General features: G+C 47.6%; 13 protein-coding genes. All 13 read left to right on the top strand.

Going from position 1 to position 22,342, the window contains the following annotated elements; genetic code table 11:
• The first annotated feature begins 8 nt into the window (after window positions 1–8).
• The 13 genes from IRJ16_RS17615 to IRJ16_RS17555 all read left to right on the top strand — a co-directional run bounded on the left by IRJ16_RS17615 (window position 9) and on the right by IRJ16_RS17555 (window position 22,318).
• Window positions 9–2,417 carry a TonB-dependent receptor gene (locus tag IRJ16_RS17615; protein ID WP_194112953.1) on the top strand — a complete coding sequence of 803 codons (2,409 nt, stop codon included), beginning with the start codon at window positions 9–11 and terminating at the stop codon, window positions 2,415–2,417.
• An 18-nt stretch (window positions 2,418–2,435) separates the two neighbouring features.
• A complete protein-coding gene (locus IRJ16_RS17610; RefSeq protein WP_194112952.1) occupies window positions 2,436–3,755 on the top strand; it encodes a hypothetical protein in 1,320 nt (439 codons plus the stop codon).
• Window positions 3,756–3,903: 148 nt separating this feature from the next.
• Window positions 3,904–4,668: a LuxR C-terminal-related transcriptional regulator gene (locus tag IRJ16_RS17605; RefSeq protein ID WP_194112951.1), complete on the top strand. Its 765-nt coding sequence runs from the start codon at window positions 3,904–3,906 to the stop codon at window positions 4,666–4,668.
• 316 nt (window positions 4,669–4,984) lie between these two features.
• Entirely contained in the window at window positions 4,985–6,373 is a 1,389-nt protein-coding gene (locus IRJ16_RS17600; protein WP_194112950.1) for an SGNH/GDSL hydrolase family protein, read from the top strand.
• Between the two features lies 1 nt (window position 6,374).
• Complete coding sequence (locus IRJ16_RS17595; protein WP_228080277.1) at window positions 6,375–8,933, top strand: glycoside hydrolase family 38 C-terminal domain-containing protein; 2,559 nt, start codon at window positions 6,375–6,377, stop codon at window positions 8,931–8,933.
• 162 nt (window positions 8,934–9,095) lie between these two features.
• Window positions 9,096–11,420 carry a GH92 family glycosyl hydrolase gene (locus IRJ16_RS17590; protein ID WP_194112949.1) on the top strand — a complete coding sequence of 775 codons (2,325 nt, stop codon included), beginning with the start codon at window positions 9,096–9,098 and terminating at the stop codon, window positions 11,418–11,420.
• A gap of 25 nt (window positions 11,421–11,445) precedes the next feature.
• Window positions 11,446–12,843 carry an SGNH/GDSL hydrolase family protein gene (locus tag IRJ16_RS17585; RefSeq protein ID WP_194112948.1) on the top strand — a complete coding sequence of 466 codons (1,398 nt, stop codon included), beginning with the start codon at window positions 11,446–11,448 and terminating at the stop codon, window positions 12,841–12,843.
• A gap of 13 nt (window positions 12,844–12,856) precedes the next feature.
• A complete protein-coding gene (locus IRJ16_RS17580; protein WP_194112947.1) occupies window positions 12,857–13,684 on the top strand; it encodes an alpha/beta hydrolase in 828 nt (275 codons plus the stop codon).
• A gap of 321 nt (window positions 13,685–14,005) precedes the next feature.
• A complete protein-coding gene (locus IRJ16_RS17575) occupies window positions 14,006–15,778 on the top strand; it encodes a RagB/SusD family nutrient uptake outer membrane protein (protein WP_194112946.1) in 1,773 nt (590 codons plus the stop codon).
• A gap of 36 nt (window positions 15,779–15,814) precedes the next feature.
• Window positions 15,815–16,255 (top strand): DUF5004 domain-containing protein, encoded by a 441-nt coding sequence (locus tag IRJ16_RS17570; RefSeq protein ID WP_194112945.1) that lies wholly within the window; start codon window positions 15,815–15,817, stop codon window positions 16,253–16,255.
• Between the two features lie 24 nt (window positions 16,256–16,279).
• On the top strand, window positions 16,280–17,317 hold the full coding sequence (locus IRJ16_RS17565; RefSeq protein WP_194112944.1) for a DUF4961 domain-containing protein: 1,038 nt from the start codon (window positions 16,280–16,282) through the stop codon (window positions 17,315–17,317).
• 110 nt (window positions 17,318–17,427) lie between these two features.
• The gene (locus IRJ16_RS17560; protein ID WP_194112943.1) at window positions 17,428–20,520 is read left to right on the top strand and encodes a SusC/RagA family TonB-linked outer membrane protein; all 3,093 of its coding nucleotides are present in this window, start codon (window positions 17,428–17,430) and stop codon (window positions 20,518–20,520) included.
• Between the two features lie 13 nt (window positions 20,521–20,533).
• On the top strand, window positions 20,534–22,318 hold the full coding sequence (locus tag IRJ16_RS17555; protein WP_194112942.1) for a RagB/SusD family nutrient uptake outer membrane protein: 1,785 nt from the start codon (window positions 20,534–20,536) through the stop codon (window positions 22,316–22,318).
• The last annotated feature ends 24 nt before the right edge of the window (window positions 22,319–22,342 follow it).

Raw genomic sequence — 22,342 nt, 5'->3', positions numbered from 1 at the left:
ACATCTAAATGAAGCATTTTTTACTTTCTCTAATTTTCGCCTGCGTAACAACAGCCGTTTTTGCTCAAACAGGCAGCCTTTCGGGTAGGGTAACCGATAAAAAAGGAGAGCCTATACCTTTCGCGACAGTTACTTTAAAAGAGATCAATAAGAGTGCCGTCACTAAAAACGACGGCAGATATGAGATTACCGGCGTAGCCTACGGGCGGTACACTTTAGTGGTAACCTCGATAGGCGTAAAAACCGAAACACTCACCGTTAAGGTAAGCGGTGCAAGCCAAACGGTAAATGTTAAAGTCGAAGCAGCATCAGCCAAAGAACTGAACCAGGTATTGGTACAGGGTAAAACAGAAAAGGCACGCATTGAAACATCGGGCTTTGCGGTCAACGTTATCGATACCAAAGAAGCATCGCTGCGCAACCTGCAAACTAACGAGTTATTGAACCGTACCGTTGGCGTAAAAGTACGCCAGAGCGGGGGCATCGGTTCCGACGCTGATTATAATCTGAACGGTATGTCGGGCAGGGCCATCGGGGTATTCATTGACGGTATAGAGATATCTACTTACGGCTCATCATTTAACCTGAATAATATTCCGCCTGCAATGATTGAACGGATAGAGATCTACAAAGGCGTGCTTCCGGCACATCTTTCCGGCGACTTTTTGGGTGGTGGTATCAACGTTATCCTTAGAAAAGGTGGCATCCGCAATAGTTTGGTAGCGTCTGCGTCATACGGTTCTTTTAATACCCAACAGGGCGATATTGGCGGCAGCTACCGTGATGCTAAGACCGGCTTTACCTTCCGCGGATCAGGTTTCTACACTTATTCGGACAACGATTACGAGGTTTGGAGCAAGTTTGTACGCAACGAGCAACCCAACGGCCAAATGACCCCGGCGCGCGGCAAACGTTTTAACGATGCTTACCGATCTTACGGCGGCCGCGCCGAGGCGGGCTTTAATGGTGTAAAATGGGCCGATGCCTTAATGGTGAATTACAACTACTCGCATGTTTACGATGAAGTGATGCACGGCCAATATATGAGCCGCCCTTACATGGGCCGCTTTACCCGGTCTAACGCCAACATTGTAGGTTTGGAATACCGCAAGAATGACCTTTTTATAAAGGGCCTTAACTTTAACTTTAACGGGGTATACAGCCAGCGCAAGCAATATATAGAAGATACGGTAAGTTACCGCTACAATTGGGATGGGCAAAGAGTTATCGGTATTACCGGCTTCCCGCTACGCTCATTGACAGGCGCGCAGCAAGGCGCACCTACCATGAATACGATCGACAGGCAGATCACTACCCTGCGATCAAGCTTGAGTTATAACATTGTCCGTAACCACAAGTTGGTGCTTAATCACATGTATTACATTGTGGACCGTCAGGACTTTGACATCTTAAAGAACATACTTGACCAAAGCTATCTGGCCACCAGCGATCTGACCAAGAACGTAACCTCATTTAATTACGAGGCCGAAACCTTTAATGGCCGCTTGACCACTAACCTGTTTGCCAAACACTACCAGCAAAAGATAGACCGTACCGACCCGACACAACAAAATGTGGGCGGTCAGCCAACCCGTGTAGAGCGCATTACTACCGATAACCGCAGTGCTGTTGGTTACGGTTTGGCAACATCTTTCGCGGTGGTAAAAAACTTTGTGTTATTAGCGTCGGCGGAGCGGGCGGTTCGGATGCCGGGCGAGTCGGAGATATTTGGTAACCAGGCCGATAACTTACTGCCTAACGTAACCATCCGTCCTGAGTTTAGCGACAACTATAACGTCGGCTTCCGCGGCGGGCCGTTCAAACTCAATAACCATAGCTTATCCGTTTCGAGTGCGGTCTTTTTAAGAAACACTAAAGATAAGGTAGTGCAGTTGGCCGCCGAGCGTAACGTGAGCATGTTAGAAACAACCAGCTTTGGCAACCTTAACGGAGTGCGCACCACAGGTTTCGAGGCCGAGGTCAATTATATCCATCGCAACCTGAACGTTATTCTGAATACTACACGATTACAGTCGCCATTGGTAGATTCAAGGTTACCTGCCAGAGATGGTGTGCAAATACCTAACGAGCCTACCTTTATCAGCAACGCCAATGTGCAGTATCGTTTTAATGATCTGCTGCAAAAAAGGTCGGTGCTTAACGTGTATTACAACTTTGGCCACGTTGGCCCTTTCCGTACCATTTTCCAGGACTATGGCCGCTTTGATGATTTCAATATAACGCCGCGCCAATTTGTTCAGGATGCCGGTGCCAGCTACCGTATGGCCAACCAGCGCGTAGTGATCAGCTTTGATGCCAAGAACATTTTTAACGCCGAAGCTTACGACAATTTTGCCGCTCAAAAACCGGGCCGTGCCTTCTACATCAAATTGAACTACTTAATCAATAATTTTTAAGATCTAATAATAGCTAATATGAAAAAACAATTCTTACAACTGCTGATGATGGGCGCCGTAGCGACCACCGTATCTTTGACCGGTTGTTCTAAAAAAACAGAAACAGTTGCCCCACCTACCGAGAATCTGGGTGATCAGGACCGTTGGGTTACTTTAGCGGGTGCCTTAGTAGGTACCAACCCCGGCGATGGTAACGGTGGTACCGTGGTATATTCGGTGAGTGCAAAAGACGCCAGGGACCCAAATAAGTCTATCAGCGTTTATGATAATGGTTTCAGTGTGCGCTCGCAACGTACCGCGCGTTTGCAATCATCTTTAGATGGTAGCGTATTATTCAACATTGCCTACACCGGCGCTAATGGCGGCGAGTTCTCTAAATACCGTGTAGATGGCGGTGGTAACTATACGGAGCTGAGCGATAAAGTAAATATCTCAAGCTACGCGACCACTTCGCCACGTTGGTTAAAATTATTTGATAGCGACAAGACCGGTATCGCAGTTAACGTATCTAACGTAGTTGTTACCCGTACCAATAGTGTTTACCAACACTCCCGCGGTACATCTACCGTATTGTCACTTAACCTGGAGGCAGCTGCTATTAAAACCTACGAGCAATACCAGATCCCTTTGTTGCCGGCAGAAGAAGCACAAGGCTTTTACATTGGCCGTTTAGACGGACCTGTACTAAACAAAGCTGGCAATAAACTGATCATTGGTGTCTCAAAGAGCAAGCACGACCCGGCTACCGGCCTTGCTGATAACGCCAGCACTGCTAAGATCCCGGCAAAATCATTGGTTGTAGATTACCCATCATTGAAAAACCCTACACTGATCAGCTCTACCGTTAGCCAGGGCAACACCAACGGTTACCGTAGCTTTAACGCTTTCTTAGCCGATGACGGTAACATTTACCAGGCTACACAAAATGGTGTTTTAGGTTCGCACATCTTAAAGATCGACCAGAACAACCAGTATGATAACTCTTATGTGTTCAGTCTTGACGCTGCTTTAGGCGTGACCGGTACTTACGTAGAGGCCTGGAGATATGCAGGCAATGGCGTAGGTGTTGTGGCTTACAGCGTGAACAACGCGGGTGGTTACTTAGCTTTGGTTAACCTGAACACCAAAACTGCTACCAAGATCGCTATCCCCGAAGATCCTGATCTCAGCTTTGGCCAATACCAAGGCTTTGTACTGAACGGCGAAGAAGTGTATGTAACCGTAACCCCTACAGGTAAAGATGGTAATATCTACATCATTAACACCCGTACAGGTGTATTGACCAAAGGCGCTAAGCTGGTTAACAAGACAGGTAACCACTACATCGGTATATTTTAGTATTGATGCTTAATAGTTAATAAGTGAAACCCTGCCAGTTATCCGGGCAGGGTTTTGTTTGTTTCGGACATTTACCAAATTACATCGCAAAAAACGGTGAATACGGCTTATTTAGGCTATATTGCTAAGGTTATCCTCAACTCAGCCTATGACCATTATTAAATTTGACGACTTTAAAAAGAAGTGGTACGAAATTGCCAGATACACTAACGACAATAATTTCACTTTCGAGTTAGAGGTACATAAAAAGCTGCTCAACATCTTCCATGTCGGCGATCATTATTACTATATTTTTAATTGCGCTAATGCCGAAATGGAATATGTCAGCCAGTCGGTAAGGCAAGTGTTAGGTATAGATACACCTGAAGAATTCACGATCGAGTATTTACTAACCATCATCCACCCCCAAGATCTGCCCTACTTTTACGATTTTGAGGATCGGGTGACCAAGTTCTTTAACGAGTTACCGCCTGACAAAGTGCTGAAGTATAAGGTCAGTTATGACTACCGTATGAGGCGAAAGGACGGGAGCTACATTCGCATTCTGCAACAAGTAGTAACCATACAAAGTGATGATAATGGAGCCGTGATCCGTGTGATGGGGGTACATACCGATATTACCCACTTGAATAAACCTGTAGGCTCATCTCTATCCTTCATTGGCATGGATGGCGAACCAAGTTACTACAACGTAACCGAGAGCAAGGTTGCTGTCATTCCACAGAAAAGCATATTTACAAAACGTGAACGCCAGGTGTTAGAGCGGCTGATGCAAGGCAAGACCAGCGCGCAGATAGCTAAAGAATTGTTCATCGCTAAGCAAACGGTGGATGGTCACCGTAAGAACTTACTGAAAAAGACAGACACTTCATCAACTGTAGAGTTGACCATAAAATTGATGCAGCAGGGCTGATAAGGGCTGTAAATTTCAAAAACACCCATATGTAGGTATTTTTTGATCAGGGTTGCCGACGTAAATTAGTGGCGTCGTAACAATGCTTCCTCAAACATTATTGCCGATACCTTTTCATCTCACACACCTCTTGTCGGATGCCTGCAACGGGCATCCGCGCAAAGGAAGCCACACTCAGATAAAGATCATAGCCCCCAACAACTAAGGGAAAGTTGACAAAGGTTAACAAAACTTGACATTTTCATATAGTTAACTATATTTGCTAAAACGATTTATAAACTATCGGGCAAAAAGCCATCTCGCGCCATCTAAATAAATGAAAAGATATTTTTACCTGTCATTTTTTTTGTGTATATTAGTGGGTAGTTCCAAGGGGCAGTCCGTTAAGCCGTTCAAGGCAGGTGACCGCATCGCATTCGATGGCAACAGCATTACCGACGGGGGCCATTATCATTCATACATTTGGCTTTATTATATCACACGCTTTCCGGGTATGCGTATCGATATTATCAATTCGGGTATCGGGGGCGATGTATCCAAACAGATCTACGAGCGGATGGACGATGATGTTTTTGCGCACAAGCCAAACGTAGTTGCAGTAACTTTTGGCATGAATGATACCGGTTATCAAAAACTGGAACCAGCCAAGGCCGATGCCGTGTATGCCGAAAAGGTGAAGGTATCTTTAGAAGGTTTTTCGCTCATCGAACAGAAGCTGAAGAAATTCCCCGCTATCCGCAAGATCATGATCGGTTCGCCGGCTTACGATGAAACATCCAGGTCAAAGAACACCGCGTTTACCGGAAAGAACAAAGCTATTCAAAATATCATCGCCGTACAGCAGCGTGCTGCCAGAACTAACGGCTGGGACTTTGTAGATTTTAATCAACCACTTGTTGATGTGAACATACAGCAACAAAAGACCGATAGTTCTTTCACTCTGCAAGGCACCGACCGTATCCATCCTACAAACGACGGCCACATGGTAATGGCCTACACTTTTTTAAAAGCGCAGGGTCTGGCTGGCAAAAAGGTAGCTGAGGTGGGTATCAAAATAGGGCAGGGCGATCCGACGGTATCCGAAAACTGTATCGTTACAGATTTTAAGGCTGAAGCATCGGGCATTACCTACAACTATCTGGCTAAAGCATTGCCTTATCCATTGGACACCATCGCCCGTGGTGGCAACGCCAAACGCACCCAGGCTACAGCATTACAATTTGTGCCTTTCAGTAAGGAGTTTAATCAGGAAATAGTTAAAGTCGACGGGCTTAAAGCTGATGTGGACTATGCATTGAAGATCGACGGCAAACTGATCGGTAAATGGAAAGGCGCGGATTACAAGACCGGTATCAACCTGGCCGAGCAGATCCTGACACCGCAATATCAACAAGCGCTGGCCGTAATGCACCTCAATGAGGAACGCTGGGCGCTCGAACGCAAACTAAGGGAGTATTATTGGATCCATTTCTCGATCCTGAAACCCAAAGGAATGTTATACAACGATACCGAGCCTATTGTAGATTCGCTGAAGAAATATGCAAAGCGCGATATTTTTGTAGGCTTTGTGGTCGATAATTACTTACGATCGCGCTTACCCGAAGTACGCGCGGTCTGGAGAAAAGAACTTGCATTGCTTGCCGATCAGCTATACACTATCAACAAACCCAACACACACCGGGTACAAATAGTACCTGCCAATTGATATGAACATTAAAAGATCTTTCGCCATCGCCGTTTCGTTGGCTTTTGCCTTTTCCGCCGCGACAGCACAAAAGAAAGCCTATTTTGTTGATGGCTACCACGGTGGTGTTTGGGGGCATTATCCTGATCAGTACACCACCTTTATGGTCGATCAGTTAAAAGCCCATCCCGAGTGGAAGATCAATATCGAGCTGGAACCCGAGACCTGGGATCGCGCCCGTGTGGTAGACCCTAACGGTTATGCCCGGTTCAAAGAGATGATCAAAGATCAAAACTCAAAAACCGGCCGCATCGAGTATGTAAGTGCCGCTTATGGGCAAAGCTATCTGTATAATATCTCGGCCGAGAGCATCATCGCTCAGTTCCAATACGGGATGAAGAAGGTTAGGGAGCATTTCCCTGAAGTGAAGTTCACTACTTACTCGTCCGAAGAACCTTGCTTTACCAGTGCCTTGCCGCAATTGTTAAGGTCGTTCGGGATAAACCATATGTCGCTTAAAAGTCCAAATACGCTTTGGGGCGGTTATGTGCGTGCATTTGGTGGCGGGATCGTGAATCTGATAGGTCCGGATGGTACAGGTATCCGTACATCGCCGAGATATGCAATAGAAGAGCTGCTACCCGGCTCTACCTGGCAAACGGAAGGCTACACGGCATCGCGCAAGTTCATGAACGCTGCATTCGCCGCAGGTATCGAAAATCCGGTAGCCATGACCCTACAGGATGCCGGCTGGAAAGGTGGCCCATTTTTAGGCAACGGCAACCGCTCTTATCAACCTACCGAATACACCACCTGGCGCAACTATTTCGAGAACGTCAGCGCTAACGATAAAGCCACCGATCACAAATTCTCTCAGGAAGATATGCTGACCAGTTTGGTTTGGGGCGCACAGGTGACACAACGCATCGCTCAGCAAGTAAGAGCGTCGGAAAATAAGATCGTCAGTACCCAAAAGTTGGCGGCCATGGCTAAAGTTTATAATAATACCGATTGGCCAACAGCGGCCTTTGAGAAAGCCTGGCAACCGCTATTACTATCGCAGCATCATGATTGCTGGATAGTGCCTTATAACGGCTCTCGCGGCGATACCTGGGCAGATAAAGTAGTTAAGTGGACCGGCTATACCAACAAGGCGTGTGATAGCATTGCGCAGATAGCTACGGCGGTTAAAAGCGGGGCTGCATCGGCAAATGTTAAATACGTGAAGGTATACAATACACTTGGTGTAAGCAGGAACGAACCTGTAAGTGTTGACTTGCCTGCCGGATGGCAGGGAAAAGATATTACTGTAAGTGATATGCAGGGCAAGGCAGTACCAAGTCAATTGGTTGATGCAAAGATCGTTTTTAATGCTGACGTGCCGTCGGTTGGTTATAGCACTTATCAACTGACGTTAAGGAAAGCTGTTGCAACGACCGGCGCTATGGTAAAGCAAATTAACGGTAAATACATTATCGAGACCGATCTGTACCGCTTGGTGGTTGATCCGGCCAAAGGTGGCACGATCGAAAGTCTGATCGCTAAAAAATTGGAAGGCAAAGAATTTGTAGACAAGGCCAATGCCCGTGGTTTTAACGAGTTGCGCGGTGATTTTCATAACAACGGTGGCTTTAAGTCGGGCATGGACGGCGCGGCAGAGGTGAGCGTGGTAGAGAATGGTCCGCTAAGGGTTAAAGTGGATGTAAAAGGCACGATCAACGGAACTGGTTTTACCCAAACTATCAGTTTAGCACAAGGCCAGCCTAAGATAGATATCTGGTTGAATATCGATTGGCAGTCAAATGTAGGGATCGGCTTATTGACACCACCGAATACTTACAAAGCTGAGGTCCCCAAAAAAGCTTTTTATGATGACCGCCATAAATTATTGACGCTTTTCCCGCTGAACCTGACCAGGCAAAAAGTTTACAAGAACGCCCCGTTCGATGTGACCGAAAGCAAGCTGGATAACACGTTTTTTGACAGTTGGGATAGTATCAAAAATAACATCGTTCTGAATTGGGTAGATGTGACCGATGGCAACGGTGCCTACGGCATGACCATGCTGAGCGATCATACATCAAACTACACTCACGGTACCGATTTCCCATTGGGCTTGACCGTTCAATATTCGGGCGTTGGCCTGTGGGGCCGCAATTATCGTGTAGATGGCCCGACCAAGATCCACTACGCGTTAATGCCGCATAAAGGCAAATGGGACCAAAGCGGTGTATGGACCGCAGGAACGCAATGGAACGAGCCACTGATCGCGACCGTGATCGATACAAAACCTGCCGCTGCTGATCTATCAAAGTCGCTGGTAAAGGTAGGAGGGAAGGGCATAGAGGTAACTAATATCACTTTCGATGGCGACGATATGCTGGTGCGTTTATTTAATGCCGAGGGCCGCAATGTGCCTTATAAAGTAACCATCGACAGGCCTGCTACAACAGCATCATTAGTAGAGTTGAACGGCGATGTTAAGCAGAAACTTGCGGTGACAAAAGAAGTGGGGGGCAAAAGTTCGGTAACGGTGAGTATGCCACGGTTCGGGTTCAGAACCGTGAGAATGAACCGATAATATTTGGTCACTCACGGAAGAAATTAATAAATAACTAAAATTTGCTAAATCGTTTTTTCTTTATAATTTGCGTCATTGCCAATTGTAAACGATCTTATGTAAATATAGCTTAACGGAGGAGCGGTGCTGTGCCTTATCTTTCCGTTTAAGAATGCATTTAATATGAAACTAAATACGCTCAACAAGAACCTTTTATGTGGCCTGCTATTGCTGTCGGCAACCGTTGCTAAGGCGCAAACACCTGCCGATCTTGTTAACCCTTTCATTGGCGCAAGTACCAGTGTGGCCGGTGCGGGCGTTTATCACGGGCTTGGCAAAACCTTCCCGGGGGCAGCTACGCCTTATGGAATGGTACAGGTGAGCCCGAACACTATCACCGGGGGGGATAATGGCTCGGGTTATAGTTACGAACATACATCGATAGAAGGTTTCGCGTTCACACAAATGAGTGGCATCGGTTGGTACGGCGACTTAGGCAATCTATTAACCATGCCTACCACCGGTAAACTAAAAACAGCTAAAGGAAAGGACGGCAGTAAAGATGGTTACCGCTCGGCATACAACAAGGCATCCGAAAAAGGAGGGGCAGGCTATTACCGCGTAACACTGACCGACTATAACATCAAAGCCGAAGCGGCGGCGGCCCCGCACAGCGGCATCCTGCGATTTACTTTCCCTAAAAATGAGCAGTCGCGCATACAGATAGATCTGGCGCGTAGGGTAGGCGGCACTTCGGTATTGCAATACGTGAAGGTGGTTGATGATCATACGATACAAGGCTGGATGAAATGCACGCCTGATGGCGGCGGTTGGGGCGATGGCGATGGCCATGCCGATTATACCGTTTATTTTTACGCGCAATTTAGCAAGCCGTTAAAAAAGTACGGCGTTTGGTCGGCCGATATCCCTGATGGCCAAAGCAGGCATTTAAATGATGTCAGCAGCGACAAATATCAACAGCTGATAGCCAACGCAGCGGTGTTGCCTGGCGTGAAAGAAAAAGAAGGTAAACATCTTGGTTTCTATACCGAATTTGCCACCCGGGCTAACGAGCAGGTGGTGATGAAGTCGGGCATATCGTTCAGCAGCATCGCGGGAGCAAAAGCTAACCTGAATGCCGAGATCAAAGACTACAATTTCGACATCGTTAAAACCAAAGCCAAACAGCTATGGAATAACGCGTTGACCAAGGTCAACATCACCGGCGGTACTACCGAGCAACGCAAGGTATTCTACACCGCGCTTTATCACACCATGATCGATCCGCGTAATATGGAGGATGTGAACGGGATGTATCCGGGCGGCGATGGCAAACCGCATACATCCACAGGTTTCACTAAGCGTACCATTTTTAGCGGTTGGGATGTTTTCCGTAGCCAAATGCCGCTACAAACCATCATCAACCCAAGTTTGGTTAATGATATGATCAGTTCGCTGGTGACCCTGGCCGGTGAAAAGAAAAAGGACTACCTGGAGCGTTGGGAATTTATGAACGCCTACAGCGGATGTATGATCGGTAACCCGGCCATCCCGGTGATTGCCGATGCTTATGCCAAAGGCATCCGCAACTTTGATGTGCAGAAGGCCTATGACCTGTCGGTTGGTTCGGTAGAGAAATTCGGTAACGGAACTAAAGGTTATACGCCCGAGGGGTTAAGTATCTCGCTGACCTTAGAATATGCCTACACCGAATGGTGCACCGCGCAACTGGCCAAAGCCATGAACCAGACCGGAGACTATCAAAAATACACCGAACGCGCCCAAAGCTATAAAAACATCTTCGACCCGACCGTAGGCTGGTTCCGTCCGCGAGATAAGGATGGCAAATGGCTGGCATGGGATGGCCCGCAGACACGTCTGAAGCAAGGTTATGGTACTATCGAGAGCAGCCCTTATCAACAAGGTTGGTTCGTTCCGCATGATGTGGACGGTATGGCTCTGCTGATGGGTGGTCGGGCAAAGACCATTGCTGATCTGGAAGACATGTTCAATAAAACTCCGGACGATATGATGTGGAACGACTATTACAACCACGCTAACGAGCCGGTGCATCATGTGCCGTTCCTGTTCAACCGTTTAGGTCACCCATGGCTCACCCAAAAGTGGACCCGCGCTATTTGCGACCGTGCTTATAAGAACAAGGTAGAAGGCCTGGTAGGTAACGAGGACGTTGGCCAAATGTCGGCCTGGTATGTCTTAGCGGCCGGTGGCTTGCATCCGGTTTGCCCGGGCGATACCCGCCAGGAGATAACCGCGCCGGTGTTTGATAAGGTGGCTTACCGGTTGGATAAAGCTTATGCTAAGGGCAGCGCGTTCACCATCGTCGCTAAAAATAATTCGCCTAAGAACGTTTACATCCAAAGCGCCAAGTTGAATGGTGTTAATTATAACAAATGCTACATCGACTATAAAAATATAGCCGACGGCAGCACACTGGAACTGACCATGGGGCCACAACCTAACAAGAACTGGGGCACGGCCCAATAAACTGAGATAGAACAAAATACATACTATGAAAATTTATTTACGCTTGTTCGCACTGGCTGTAACGGCCTCACTTACGCTTAATGTTGCCCGCGCGCAATCTGTCGCGCCGTTTAAAACGGGGGATAGGGTAGTGTTTTTGGGTAACAGTATCACCGATGGCGGGCACTACCACTCGTATATCTGGCTGTATTATATGACGCACTTCCCCAACATGCGTTTTACCTGCCACAATGCCGGCATCGGCGGTGATAACGTTAAGCAAATGAGCGACCGTCTGGAAGACGAGGTGCTACCGATGCGCCCGACCGTATTGACCGTTACCTGGGGCATGAATGATACAGGGTATTTTGAATGGTTTGGTGGCGACGCTAAAGAGAAAGGCCAAAAGAATGTAGATCTGGCCAAGTCGCGCTATGCGGTGCTGGAGGCTAAGTTGAAGAAACTGCCGAACATCAAAAAGATCAATATCCTTGGCTCGCCATATGACGAGACCACCAACAGCAACAAGAACAATCTGTACAAAGGTAAAGCAGCGGCATTCTCGCAACTGATCGACTTTCAGGAAGCTTCGGCCAAAAATAACGGCTGGGGTGTGGTAGACTTTTTTCACCCGATGACAGATATCAACACGCGCGAGCAAGCAAGGAACCCGGACTTCAGTTTAACTCCGGGCGACCGTGTGCACCCGGATAATGATGGCCACATGGTAATGGCCTATCAGTTCCTGAAAACACAAGGGCTGGCGAACAAGGTAGTAGCCGATGTGGCGATCAATGCGGCAAACAAACAGGTAAGCAAGGCCGTAAATTGCAGCATTAAGAATGTAGCCGGTACAACTGATCGTATCACGTTCGATTATCTGGCCAACTCGTTACCTTACGCGGCAGATACAATGGTGCGCGGTTGGGGTAATAAAAAGAGACAGTCGGATGCTTTAGCTTATGTGCCGTTCGCCAAGGAATTCAACCAGGAGTTGCTGACGGTTAAAGGACTGAAGGCCGGCAACTATCAACTGATGATTGATAACGAGGTGATCAGCAGCTATTCTTCTGACCAATTATCCGAAGGCATCAATCTGGCCGAGAACCCTTATACACCACAATACCAGCAAGCCATCCAAATCCGCGAGTTGAATGAAGAGCGTTGGGATATCGAGCGTCGTTTTAGGCAGTATGCTTTTATTCAATTTGACCTGTTGAAAGAGAAGGGCTTATTATATAAAGACGACCGCGCGGCAGTAGATACGGTAAATAAAGAATCTATCAAGAATGCCTTTGTGCGTGGTAACAAAGACAATTACCTGAAAGCCCGTTACAAAAATATCCGCCAAGCCTGGCAAAAACAGATGGATGTGCTGATCGATCAGATCTACACTATCAATAAGCCGCTGAACCACAAGGTCACTTTGCAATTGGTCAAATAACAAACTGATCATGATGAAAACAACAAAAATTCTGATCACCCTGTGCCTGTTAATGGCATGGGGTGTAAGCAAAGCGGCTTCGGTAGACACGGCGTTGACCTACAGCGCAGCGATGAAAAGGAATATCAAGGCCGTTGTGGTTAAGCCCGAAGGTTATAGTAAAGATCAAAAATATCCATCGCTTTACCTGCTGCACGGTTTCAGTGGGGATCAGACGGATTGGATAAAAAAGGTACCCGCTATCCAAGACCTTGCCGACCAATACAAAGTGATCATTGTTTGCCCTTACGGCGCTTTTGCGGGATGGTATGTGGACAGCCCGGAGTTAAAAGATTTTCAGTACGAGACCTATATCACCAATGAATTGGTCGCTTATATTGACAAGAATTATTCGACCATTAAAGACCGCAACAGTCGTGCTATTACCGGTTTAAGCATGGGTGGTTTTGGCGGCCTGTCCTTAGGTATCAAACATCAGGATGTGTTCGGCGCGGCGGGCAGCATGAGCGGCGCGGTAGATCTTAGACCACTGTCCGACGCGTTCGGGATAGAGCAGGTGTTGGGCAAATACGCCAAATACCCCGAGCGTTGGGAAAAGGCCAGTGTAGAGAACCTGATCTATTTGCTTAAACCTAAGTCGCTGGCCATTATTTTTGATTGCGGCAACGATGATTTCCTTTATCGCTTTAATGTGATACTGCATGATAAGTTGTTAGAGCGGAATATCCCGCATGAGTTCACCGTTCGCCCCGGCTCACACACCTGGGAGTACTGGGCTAATTCTATTACTTATCAAATGCTGTTCTTCAGCAGGTTCTTTAAAGGGCAGATGCCTAAGTAGAACGGTAGTGCTGATCATTATATCGGCAATCTATCTAAGTTATACGGTGCAGAATTTTAAAAAATAGCTTGAAAATTATGATACGATGAGAAAAATAAAAACGATTTAGCAAAATATTTGCTAAATCGTTTTTATCGTCGTACATTAGTACCACTGATGCCTTAGCGCTCACAATAAACCAATTGTTATTAACTTTTTGTCCATTTAAAAATACTGAAGGCTTCTTTTGAACTCGAGATGCTAAATCGATTTTATAGAATTCGCTCATACGATAGCCTATCGGTGATTTTTAATGAAGATCTAATACATACGAACCTGAATATGAAGAAAACTTACTTTTCTGTTTTTGGATGCCCGCTTCTGCTCTTGGTCTGCCTGGCTTCGGTCATGCAGTCGTGCAAAAAGGGTGGGGGATTTTTGGATGCTACCGCCACCACGGATCTTACCCAAGCAAGCGTATTTGCCGATAGTGCCCGCACCATTGGATTTTTGGCTAACATTTACGCCGGTGCTAATTTTAGTGCAAACCCCGGGCGCTTTGGTGTAGGCGGTATGGATGCGGCGACCGATGAGTCTGAGCCATCACGTGCCTCATCAACAACGGCATCTGCATTTGCTACCGGTACTATAAACGCCGGCATTGTCGAGGATAGGCCTTATAGCATTTGTTACACCAACATCAGGGCGGTAAACCAGTTACTGAAGAATTTGCCGCGCACCCCAATGCGGGCGGTCAACAAAGCCAGGATGGTATCCGAAGCTCGTTTTTTACGCGCCTGGTACTACGCGGCTTTGGTGAAACATTATGGTGGCGTACCATTATTGGGCGATACCTTGCTGACCTACGAGAACCAGATAAACGTTAAACGTAACACTTACGATCAATGCGTGAAATACATCGTATCCGAACTCGATGCCGCCGCCGCTGGCTTGCCTAACAGGCAAACCGGGCAGGATTATGGTCGCGCATCAAAAGGCGCTTGTTTGGCGTTGAAATCCAGAGTGTTATTATATGCTGCCAGTCCGTTGTTCAACGGGACTACTTTGGTAGCTGATGCCGGCGGGTCTGCCAGTCCGGATCTGGTAGGTTACCCAACCGCCGATCCTAACCGATGGAAGGACGCACGCGATGCTGCCGCGGCCGTAGTAGCGTTAGCTACATTCTCTTTACACACCGAGCCTGCCGATAACGTGGCTGCTAATGTGCCGGGTGCCGGTTTCCAGGGTGTATTTACCAGGCGCGAGAACACCGAGTATATATTTCAATACCTGAACGTAGGTTCGTCGGATCTGGAGAACCTTTTCCTGCCACCATCGCGGGCGGGTTCTAACGGCGCATTCCCTTATCAGGGTATGGTGGATGCCTTCCCGATGGCCAACGGTAAACTGATCAGTGACCCAACATCGGGTTACAACCCTAACGATCCTTACACCGGTCGCGATCCTCGTTTTAACTATAGCATTATCCATGATCAAACGGTTTTGCTGGTACGCCTGGGTAATGGTACTACTAATGGTCGCGCTCCGGTAAATATCTTCATAGGTACTTACAACGGGCAAAGTACCGGTGTGGATGCGGTAAAGCAAGGCACCGTGACCGGTTACTATACTAATAAGATGCTGGATCCTAATGCTATAGCTGCTACCATTTTATTCGGGTCGCGCAGGGTGTTCCCGCTGATGCGCTATGCCGAGGTATTGCTGAACTACGCCGAGGCAGCCAACGAATACGAAGGCCCAACTACGCTGGTTTACGATGCGATGAATGCCATCCGTCAGCGTGCAGGCTTAAATCCTTACCAATTACCTACCGGATTGACCAAAGATGCCATGCGCACCTATATCCAGAACGAGCGTCGTATCGAACTGGCTTTTGAGGAGCACCGTTTTTGGGACGTAAGGCGCTGGAAGATAGCGCCACAGACCGAGAACGTGCAGTCTGAAGGAATGGAAGTAAGGCGTACCGGAAATTCAGTGACCTACAATCGCTTCAATTTAACTAAGCACAGCTTTAGGCCGGCGATGTACCTGTGGCCTTTCCCGCTGAGCGAGACGGGCAAGTCGCCATCGCTGGTACAAAATCCGGGTTATTAAAGAATATAAAGGTTTAAATATTAAGAGCATAGATATATGGATAATTTTTTCAAGATAGGGCACGCCTATTTGCTTATCGGACTCATAACCCTGGGGCTGGCATCTTGCAAGGTGGATAGGGTGCTGCCCTCGGCCGAGTCGGTAAAGGATATTTCGGGGAGTTGGAAGGTGATCAAGGCATCACGCAACGGTACCGATCTGATACCGCTGATAGATTACTCGCAATTCAGGGTAAAGTTTGATGCCAAGGGGGCGTACACTCTGGTCAACCCGCTGCCTTTTGTAGCAAGTAAAGATGGTAAGTACGCTTTCGATGATCCTAATTATCCGTTCAAGATCACCTTTACGGCTAACGGCGGAACCCCTGTATCAACAGCTTTTAACTACCCCGTATCGGGCGGGGCAAGGCAGCTTACGTTGACGTTCAGCCCCGGCTGTACTTTAAATAACTACGTCTACACTTTAGTAAAAGAATAAAACTGACCATTAAACAGACCTTAAATGAGAACACGTTTACATATTAAAGGAAAGTATTTGTGGAGATGCTGCACACTGATACTGCTTGGGGTGGTTTTAGCTTTTTGCCACACAAAAATATCCTCGTTAACCATGCCGCCTTCGGCCACAGTGGGCGAGATCGTCCCCATTAAGTTAACGCTTGATGTTAAACCCGGCTTTGGCGATTTTAATCCCCACGTCAGCAATTTCATTATGGCCGTATTGATGCCTAAGGGTTGGAAAGGCCGCCAAAATATGACAGCTACTTATGGTGGTGGTAAAGGCGAAGGCAATATGGTTTTTATGCCTGCCGGTACTATCTGCCCTAACAGCAATGGGCTTACCTGGGAAGTAGCTTTAAGAGAAAAATTCGGGCTGGCCGGTAACCTGATCGATGATCTGGAATGGGTGGTGATGCAGACCGATGTAGGTATCAAATACATCAGTAATGAAGAGATTACGGCTAATATAGATGTGAAGCTGAAAGTTGCTGCCGATGATAACCCAACGATGGTGAAACTATCATTCGTAGTGGCCAACTCCAGCGATGGTTTGACCGAGAACCCATCCACAACCGATGCAGGGTACGGTGTAACCGCACAATATTACAACCAATTTACCACCAGTTGCTTTTCGGTAACAGGAGGTTCAGGCGATATGGTTGATTTTTGCAATCCGCAATTAACTACCATCGATCCGCCAAAATCGTTAGATAATGATATTGTGACCATTGCGTATAATGACAACCTGACCAATACCGCGCTTAAAGGATCGCAAGTGGTCTACCTATGCGCGACCGGAACTACGAGCGATGGTAAAACGATCACCGTTTGCGAGCAGACCGATAAGACCAGAATGGTGCAGTCGCCGGCGGGGAGTGGTTTTTATAAACTGACGTTCTGGCCCAAAAAATTCTTTAGCGCAGCCGATGGGCAGACGATCGCCAGTATGACCTACTTTGTGACCAATGCAGATGGCTCTATAAAGGTTGGTTATGGCAATTCGGCAGCGCCTTTCACCTTTAGATTCAGGTGCCCATAACATAGCAAATAACTTATATCAACACAGACCGGCCAACGGCAAAACCGGCCCGCAAAAACGCGGGGCATTGCCATAGCCATGCTTATAAATCATTAAAAAGATCTGATCCTATGCAATATTGCTACTCAAAAAAATGCCTGACGGGGATGCTGGCTTTGCTGTTATTAGCGGCAAAAATGGATCCTGCCGCCGCTCAGGATACCCCGACCCGTCCGGGTTGGATAAGCGGTGTGGTGCTGGACGAATACAGTCAGCCGTTAAAAGGGGCCACCATTAAAGTGGCGGGTAAAACGCAAACGTTCACCACCGATGCCAGCGGCAAATTCGAGGCCGACGTTGCGCTGGGCGCTACGCTCACTATTAGTGCGCCCGACCATTTGATTAACGTGGTAAAGGCTAAAACCGATATGGTGGTAAAGCTGAACGACAGCTTTTTAAAGTCGCCGCAAACTTTGGATGTGTTGTATGGCACTACCAAAAAAAGCGGTTTGCTTGGCTCGGTCGCAACCATCTACACCAACCAACTCACCACTACGCCGGCATCGCTTTATACTTACGCGTTCCCCGGGCAACTGGCCGGTGTTTATACCAAGCAGATGCGGGGCTTCACTACGTTTAACGGTGCTGCGCTTTCGTCAGGCTCTATCATTGGGGTTAACCTGGTAAATGGTTCATCGAACAACAATGTAAGCTCGGACAATGCCGAGATAGACGTTTCGGTACGCGGCCAGCAACCCATCACCGTTATCGACGGTGTACAACGTGAGATATCTTCACTTGACCCTGAAAGTATCGAATCGATATCGGTATTGAAAGACGGTCTGTCTACCATATTGCTGGGTATGAACAGCTCTAAGCCGGTGATATTGGTGACCACCAAACGTGGCGAGTTGGGTAAACCCCGTATCACTTTCACGGCAGCAGCGGGCTTGCAATCATCTATCAACTTGCCTAAGCCATTGCCTGCTTACCAATATGCTTACCTGTTGAACGAGACGCTGACCAGCGACGGCAAACCGGCTCAATTTTCGGACGTGGATTTCAACGCCTTCCGCAATGGCACGGATCCATACCGTCGCCCGGATGTCAACTGGTTCAAAACTATTCTGAAGGATCAGTCGCCAATGTCGTCGTATAAACTTAACATTAATGGCGGTACCGCGGTGGCTAAATACTCGGTAAACCTGGGTTACTTTAACCAGGGCGGGATATTTAAAACGGCCGACGACGTATCGTATAACACTAATACCGACCTGAGCCGCTACATCATCAACTCGGATGTGGGTGTGCAGGTGAACAAAAATTTATATGTCGACCTGCAATTGTTCGGCCGTATCCAAACTACTAATCAACCGGGCCCGGGATACCAGGACGTATTGAATGCCTTATACAGCACGCCAAGCCTGGCATATCCGGTACGTAACCCTGACGGGTCATTCGGTGGTAACGTAAATTACCAGAGCAACCTGCTGGCCATGTCGCAATACTCGGGCTACACCCAAAACAATACCGACGATATTTTGGCCAACCTGGATATCAATTACGATCTTAAGGGCGTAACGCCGGGTCTGTCGGCTAAGTTGAAGGGGAACTTATCTTATCAATCTATCACCGCACTTAACCGCAGTTTGGGTAACTCGGTGTTCAGCTACAACAGGGACAGTACTTACACTATTTACGGTAGCCAACGCGCGCAAAGCAATATCTTTAATACGGTTTACACTTCGCGCCAATCATTCGGGCAGGCATCGTTAAATTATGTGCGCTCGTTCGGTCAGCACAATGTGAGTGGTTCGGCTTTGTTCGATATTAAATCGCTGGCAACTAACTATGATCTTTCTGAGGACGTTAACAACATTGCACTAAAAGGCGCTTACAATTATAACGAGAAGTACTTTATCGAGGCTGCTATCACCCGTAGCGGAGATAACCGTTACCCACCGGGCAGCCAGTATGATAATTTTTATGCTTTCGGTGCCGGTTGGCAAATGGCTAACGAGGAGTTTATGAAAAGTTTAAGCTGGATAACCTCGTGGAAATGGAGAGCCACTTACGCACGTACGGGCAGTAACAATATATCGTCACGTGCCGAGCTTTATTATACCTATGTGCAAACCTATGGCAATAATAACAACAACAAAAGTTACCCGGTAGGTGCTAACTACAATACCAATTACTATTTCTATGCTAACACGTTAGCTAACCCGTTCATCACCTGGGAAAAAGGGCAGAAGATTGATGTAGGAATGGATTTGAGCCTATTCAATAACACTATCCAATTTACTGCCGATTACTATCGCGATAAATACTCTGATCTGTTGAGGTATCGCGGTAACAGCATCGCTTTATTGGGTATCCCCTACACTTTCGAGAATATTGGCCGCAACCTTTACCAGGGTGGTGAGTTCTCGTTGACGTACCGTAACCACATCAATAACTTCAATTACTTTGTTACCGGTAACATTAACGTACAGACATCAAAAATACTTTTTAACGATGAGTTAAAGACGCCTTTCCCATGGAACCAACTGACCGGCCTGCCGGTAAGCGGAACACTTTATGGTTATACATCACTTGGTTTGTATCAAACTGCAGCTGATGCAGCCAATAGCCCGCACATTGCAGGCTACCAACCACAACCGGGCGATATTAAATATGCCGACCTGAACAATGACGGCATCATTGACCAATTTGACCAGTCGACCATCGGCGGCACCAAACCGCTGGTATTTTACGGAACCACCCTTGGCTTTAACTACAAAGGCTTTAGCGCAAGCGTGATCCTGCAAGGTGTGCGCAACCGCCAGATCAGTACGCTGACCAACGTGGTTACTCAATTCGGTTTCGATGGTTTCCAGGCGCAACCAAGTCAATCTTACGAGGCATCTACAGGCCGCTGGACACCGGAGACCGCCGCGACGGCATCGCTGCCAAGGTTATCGCAGGCGGCGCTGCCTAACAATGGCCTGTTCTCCACTTTCTACCTAAAGAATGGTGATTACATGCGCGTGAAGAACGCGGAGATAGCTTACACCCTGCCATACAGCGTGACCAAGAATTTGCATATAGCCGGGTTGCGGGTGTTTGTTAACGGACAGAACCTGGCTACCGTTTCGGGCTTCCCTCAGTTAGATCCTGAGGTTACGCCTAATAATTACCCTATACAGCGGGTGTTTAACGCAGGTATCAGTGTAAAACTTTAAAAGAATGACGGACATGAGACATCATATCAACAAGATATTATTTATAGTGCTGGTGGCGGCAGGTACGGTAGCTTGCCGTAAGTCAGAAAATTTTCCGGTAGATAAACAGACCAGTTATTACATTTTTAATCCGCTCGACTCGGCGGGCGAGGCTGCGCAAGGTTATTTGTTTGGCGTGTATGCCGTAGTAAAGAACGGGCATAACAGGGTAGGGGGCGATTATTTAGATGCCGCGGCAGACGACGCCGTATCGGCCAGGATCAATCAATCTGCCGTGGCGCAGATATCTACCAACGCAGTCAACTCATTAAGCTTCCCGGCAAATGAAAATGTTTGGGAAGAGTCGACCCCAGGCAATACGCCTTCATCTTTTTATAGTGGTATCCGTATCGCTAACGAGTTCATCAACGGTATCCCGGTGGTGCCGGTAAAAGGCTTTGTGAATAATGGCGTGGCAACAGCTACTGCTCCGGGTGTGCCTATGCGTTACGTTTGGCAAAGCGAGGCCCGGTTTTTACGCGCCTATTTTTACTACGAGCTGGTTAAACGTTATGGCGGTGTACCTCTGATAGGCAACAAAGTTTACAATATTCAGGATAATGTTGCGCTGCCGCGCAGCAGCTTTGCCGATTGCATTAAATACATCGTGAGCGAGTGCGATGCCGTTAAAGATAGCCTTTTGCGCTACCCGCTGGCCACGCCCGATGCTGATAATTATAGGGTTACCAAAGGTGCCGCGCTTACTTTAAAAGCTAAAGCGTTGTTGTTGGCCGCAAGTCCGCTGTTCAATGGTGGCAATGTACAAGCGGGCAATCCTTTAACAGGCTATACCGACGTAAGCGCCGGCGCAGTTGCCGACAGATGGTTGCAAGCCGCCAACGCCGCCCAAGCCGTGATCAATTTAGGCACTTATGGATTGAACGCTGACTATCGGGCCATCTTCACTACGCAGAACAATCGCGAACTGATCATGATCAGGCCTACCGGGATGAATACCAGCATCGAGAATAACAATGGTCCGGTCGGTTTCCAGGTAGGTGGCGGCGGCAATACCAGCCCTACGCAGGAGTTGGTAGATGCTTTCCCGATGCAGAACGGCCTGGCGATAAATGCGGCCGGCTCGGGTTATAACATTGCCGATCCATATGCGATCACATCTACCCCAAAACGCGATCCGCGCCTGGCATCAACCATTTTATACAACGGATCCCGCTGGTTGAACACCAACCTCGAGACATTTGAGGGAGGCCAAAGTAAACCGGGCGGAGCTATCCAGCAAACCGTATCGGGCTATTATTCGCGCAAGTTTACCGGTCCGTCAGAGTCGGGTACTGTTTTCGTGAGCCATCCGGCCGATTGGGTAGTGTTTAGGTATGCTGATGTATTGCTAAGCTTTGCCGAGGCCAGGAACGAAGTGGAAGGCACACCGCAGGCCGATGTTTACAACCAACTATACGCGATCAGGCAACGGGCCGGTATAGACCCAGGATTGGGCGGTAATTATGGTCTGAAATTGAACATGACCAAAGACGAGATGCGTGCCGCCATACAGAACGAGTGGCGTATCGAATTTGCTTTTGAAGAGCGCCGCTTTTTTGATATCCGCCGCTGGAAGATAGCCGAAACGGTAATGAACCAGCCACGCAGAGGGGTTTCTATTGTAAAAGTAGGCTCGGCCTTGAGTTATAACTATAAGGACATATTAAAGACCACTTTTACCCAAAAGCAGTACCTGCACCCTATACCTTATAACGAGGTTGCCAAAAATCCCAATATGAAACAAAACCCGGGATGGTAAACCGACACAATTATTTAAAGATCA

This window comes from Mucilaginibacter myungsuensis (genome assembly GCF_015222005.1).
GTDB classification, from domain to species: domain Bacteria; phylum Bacteroidota; class Bacteroidia; order Sphingobacteriales; family Sphingobacteriaceae; genus Mucilaginibacter; species Mucilaginibacter myungsuensis.
This window is presented reverse-complemented; position numbering and strand designations above follow the sequence as displayed.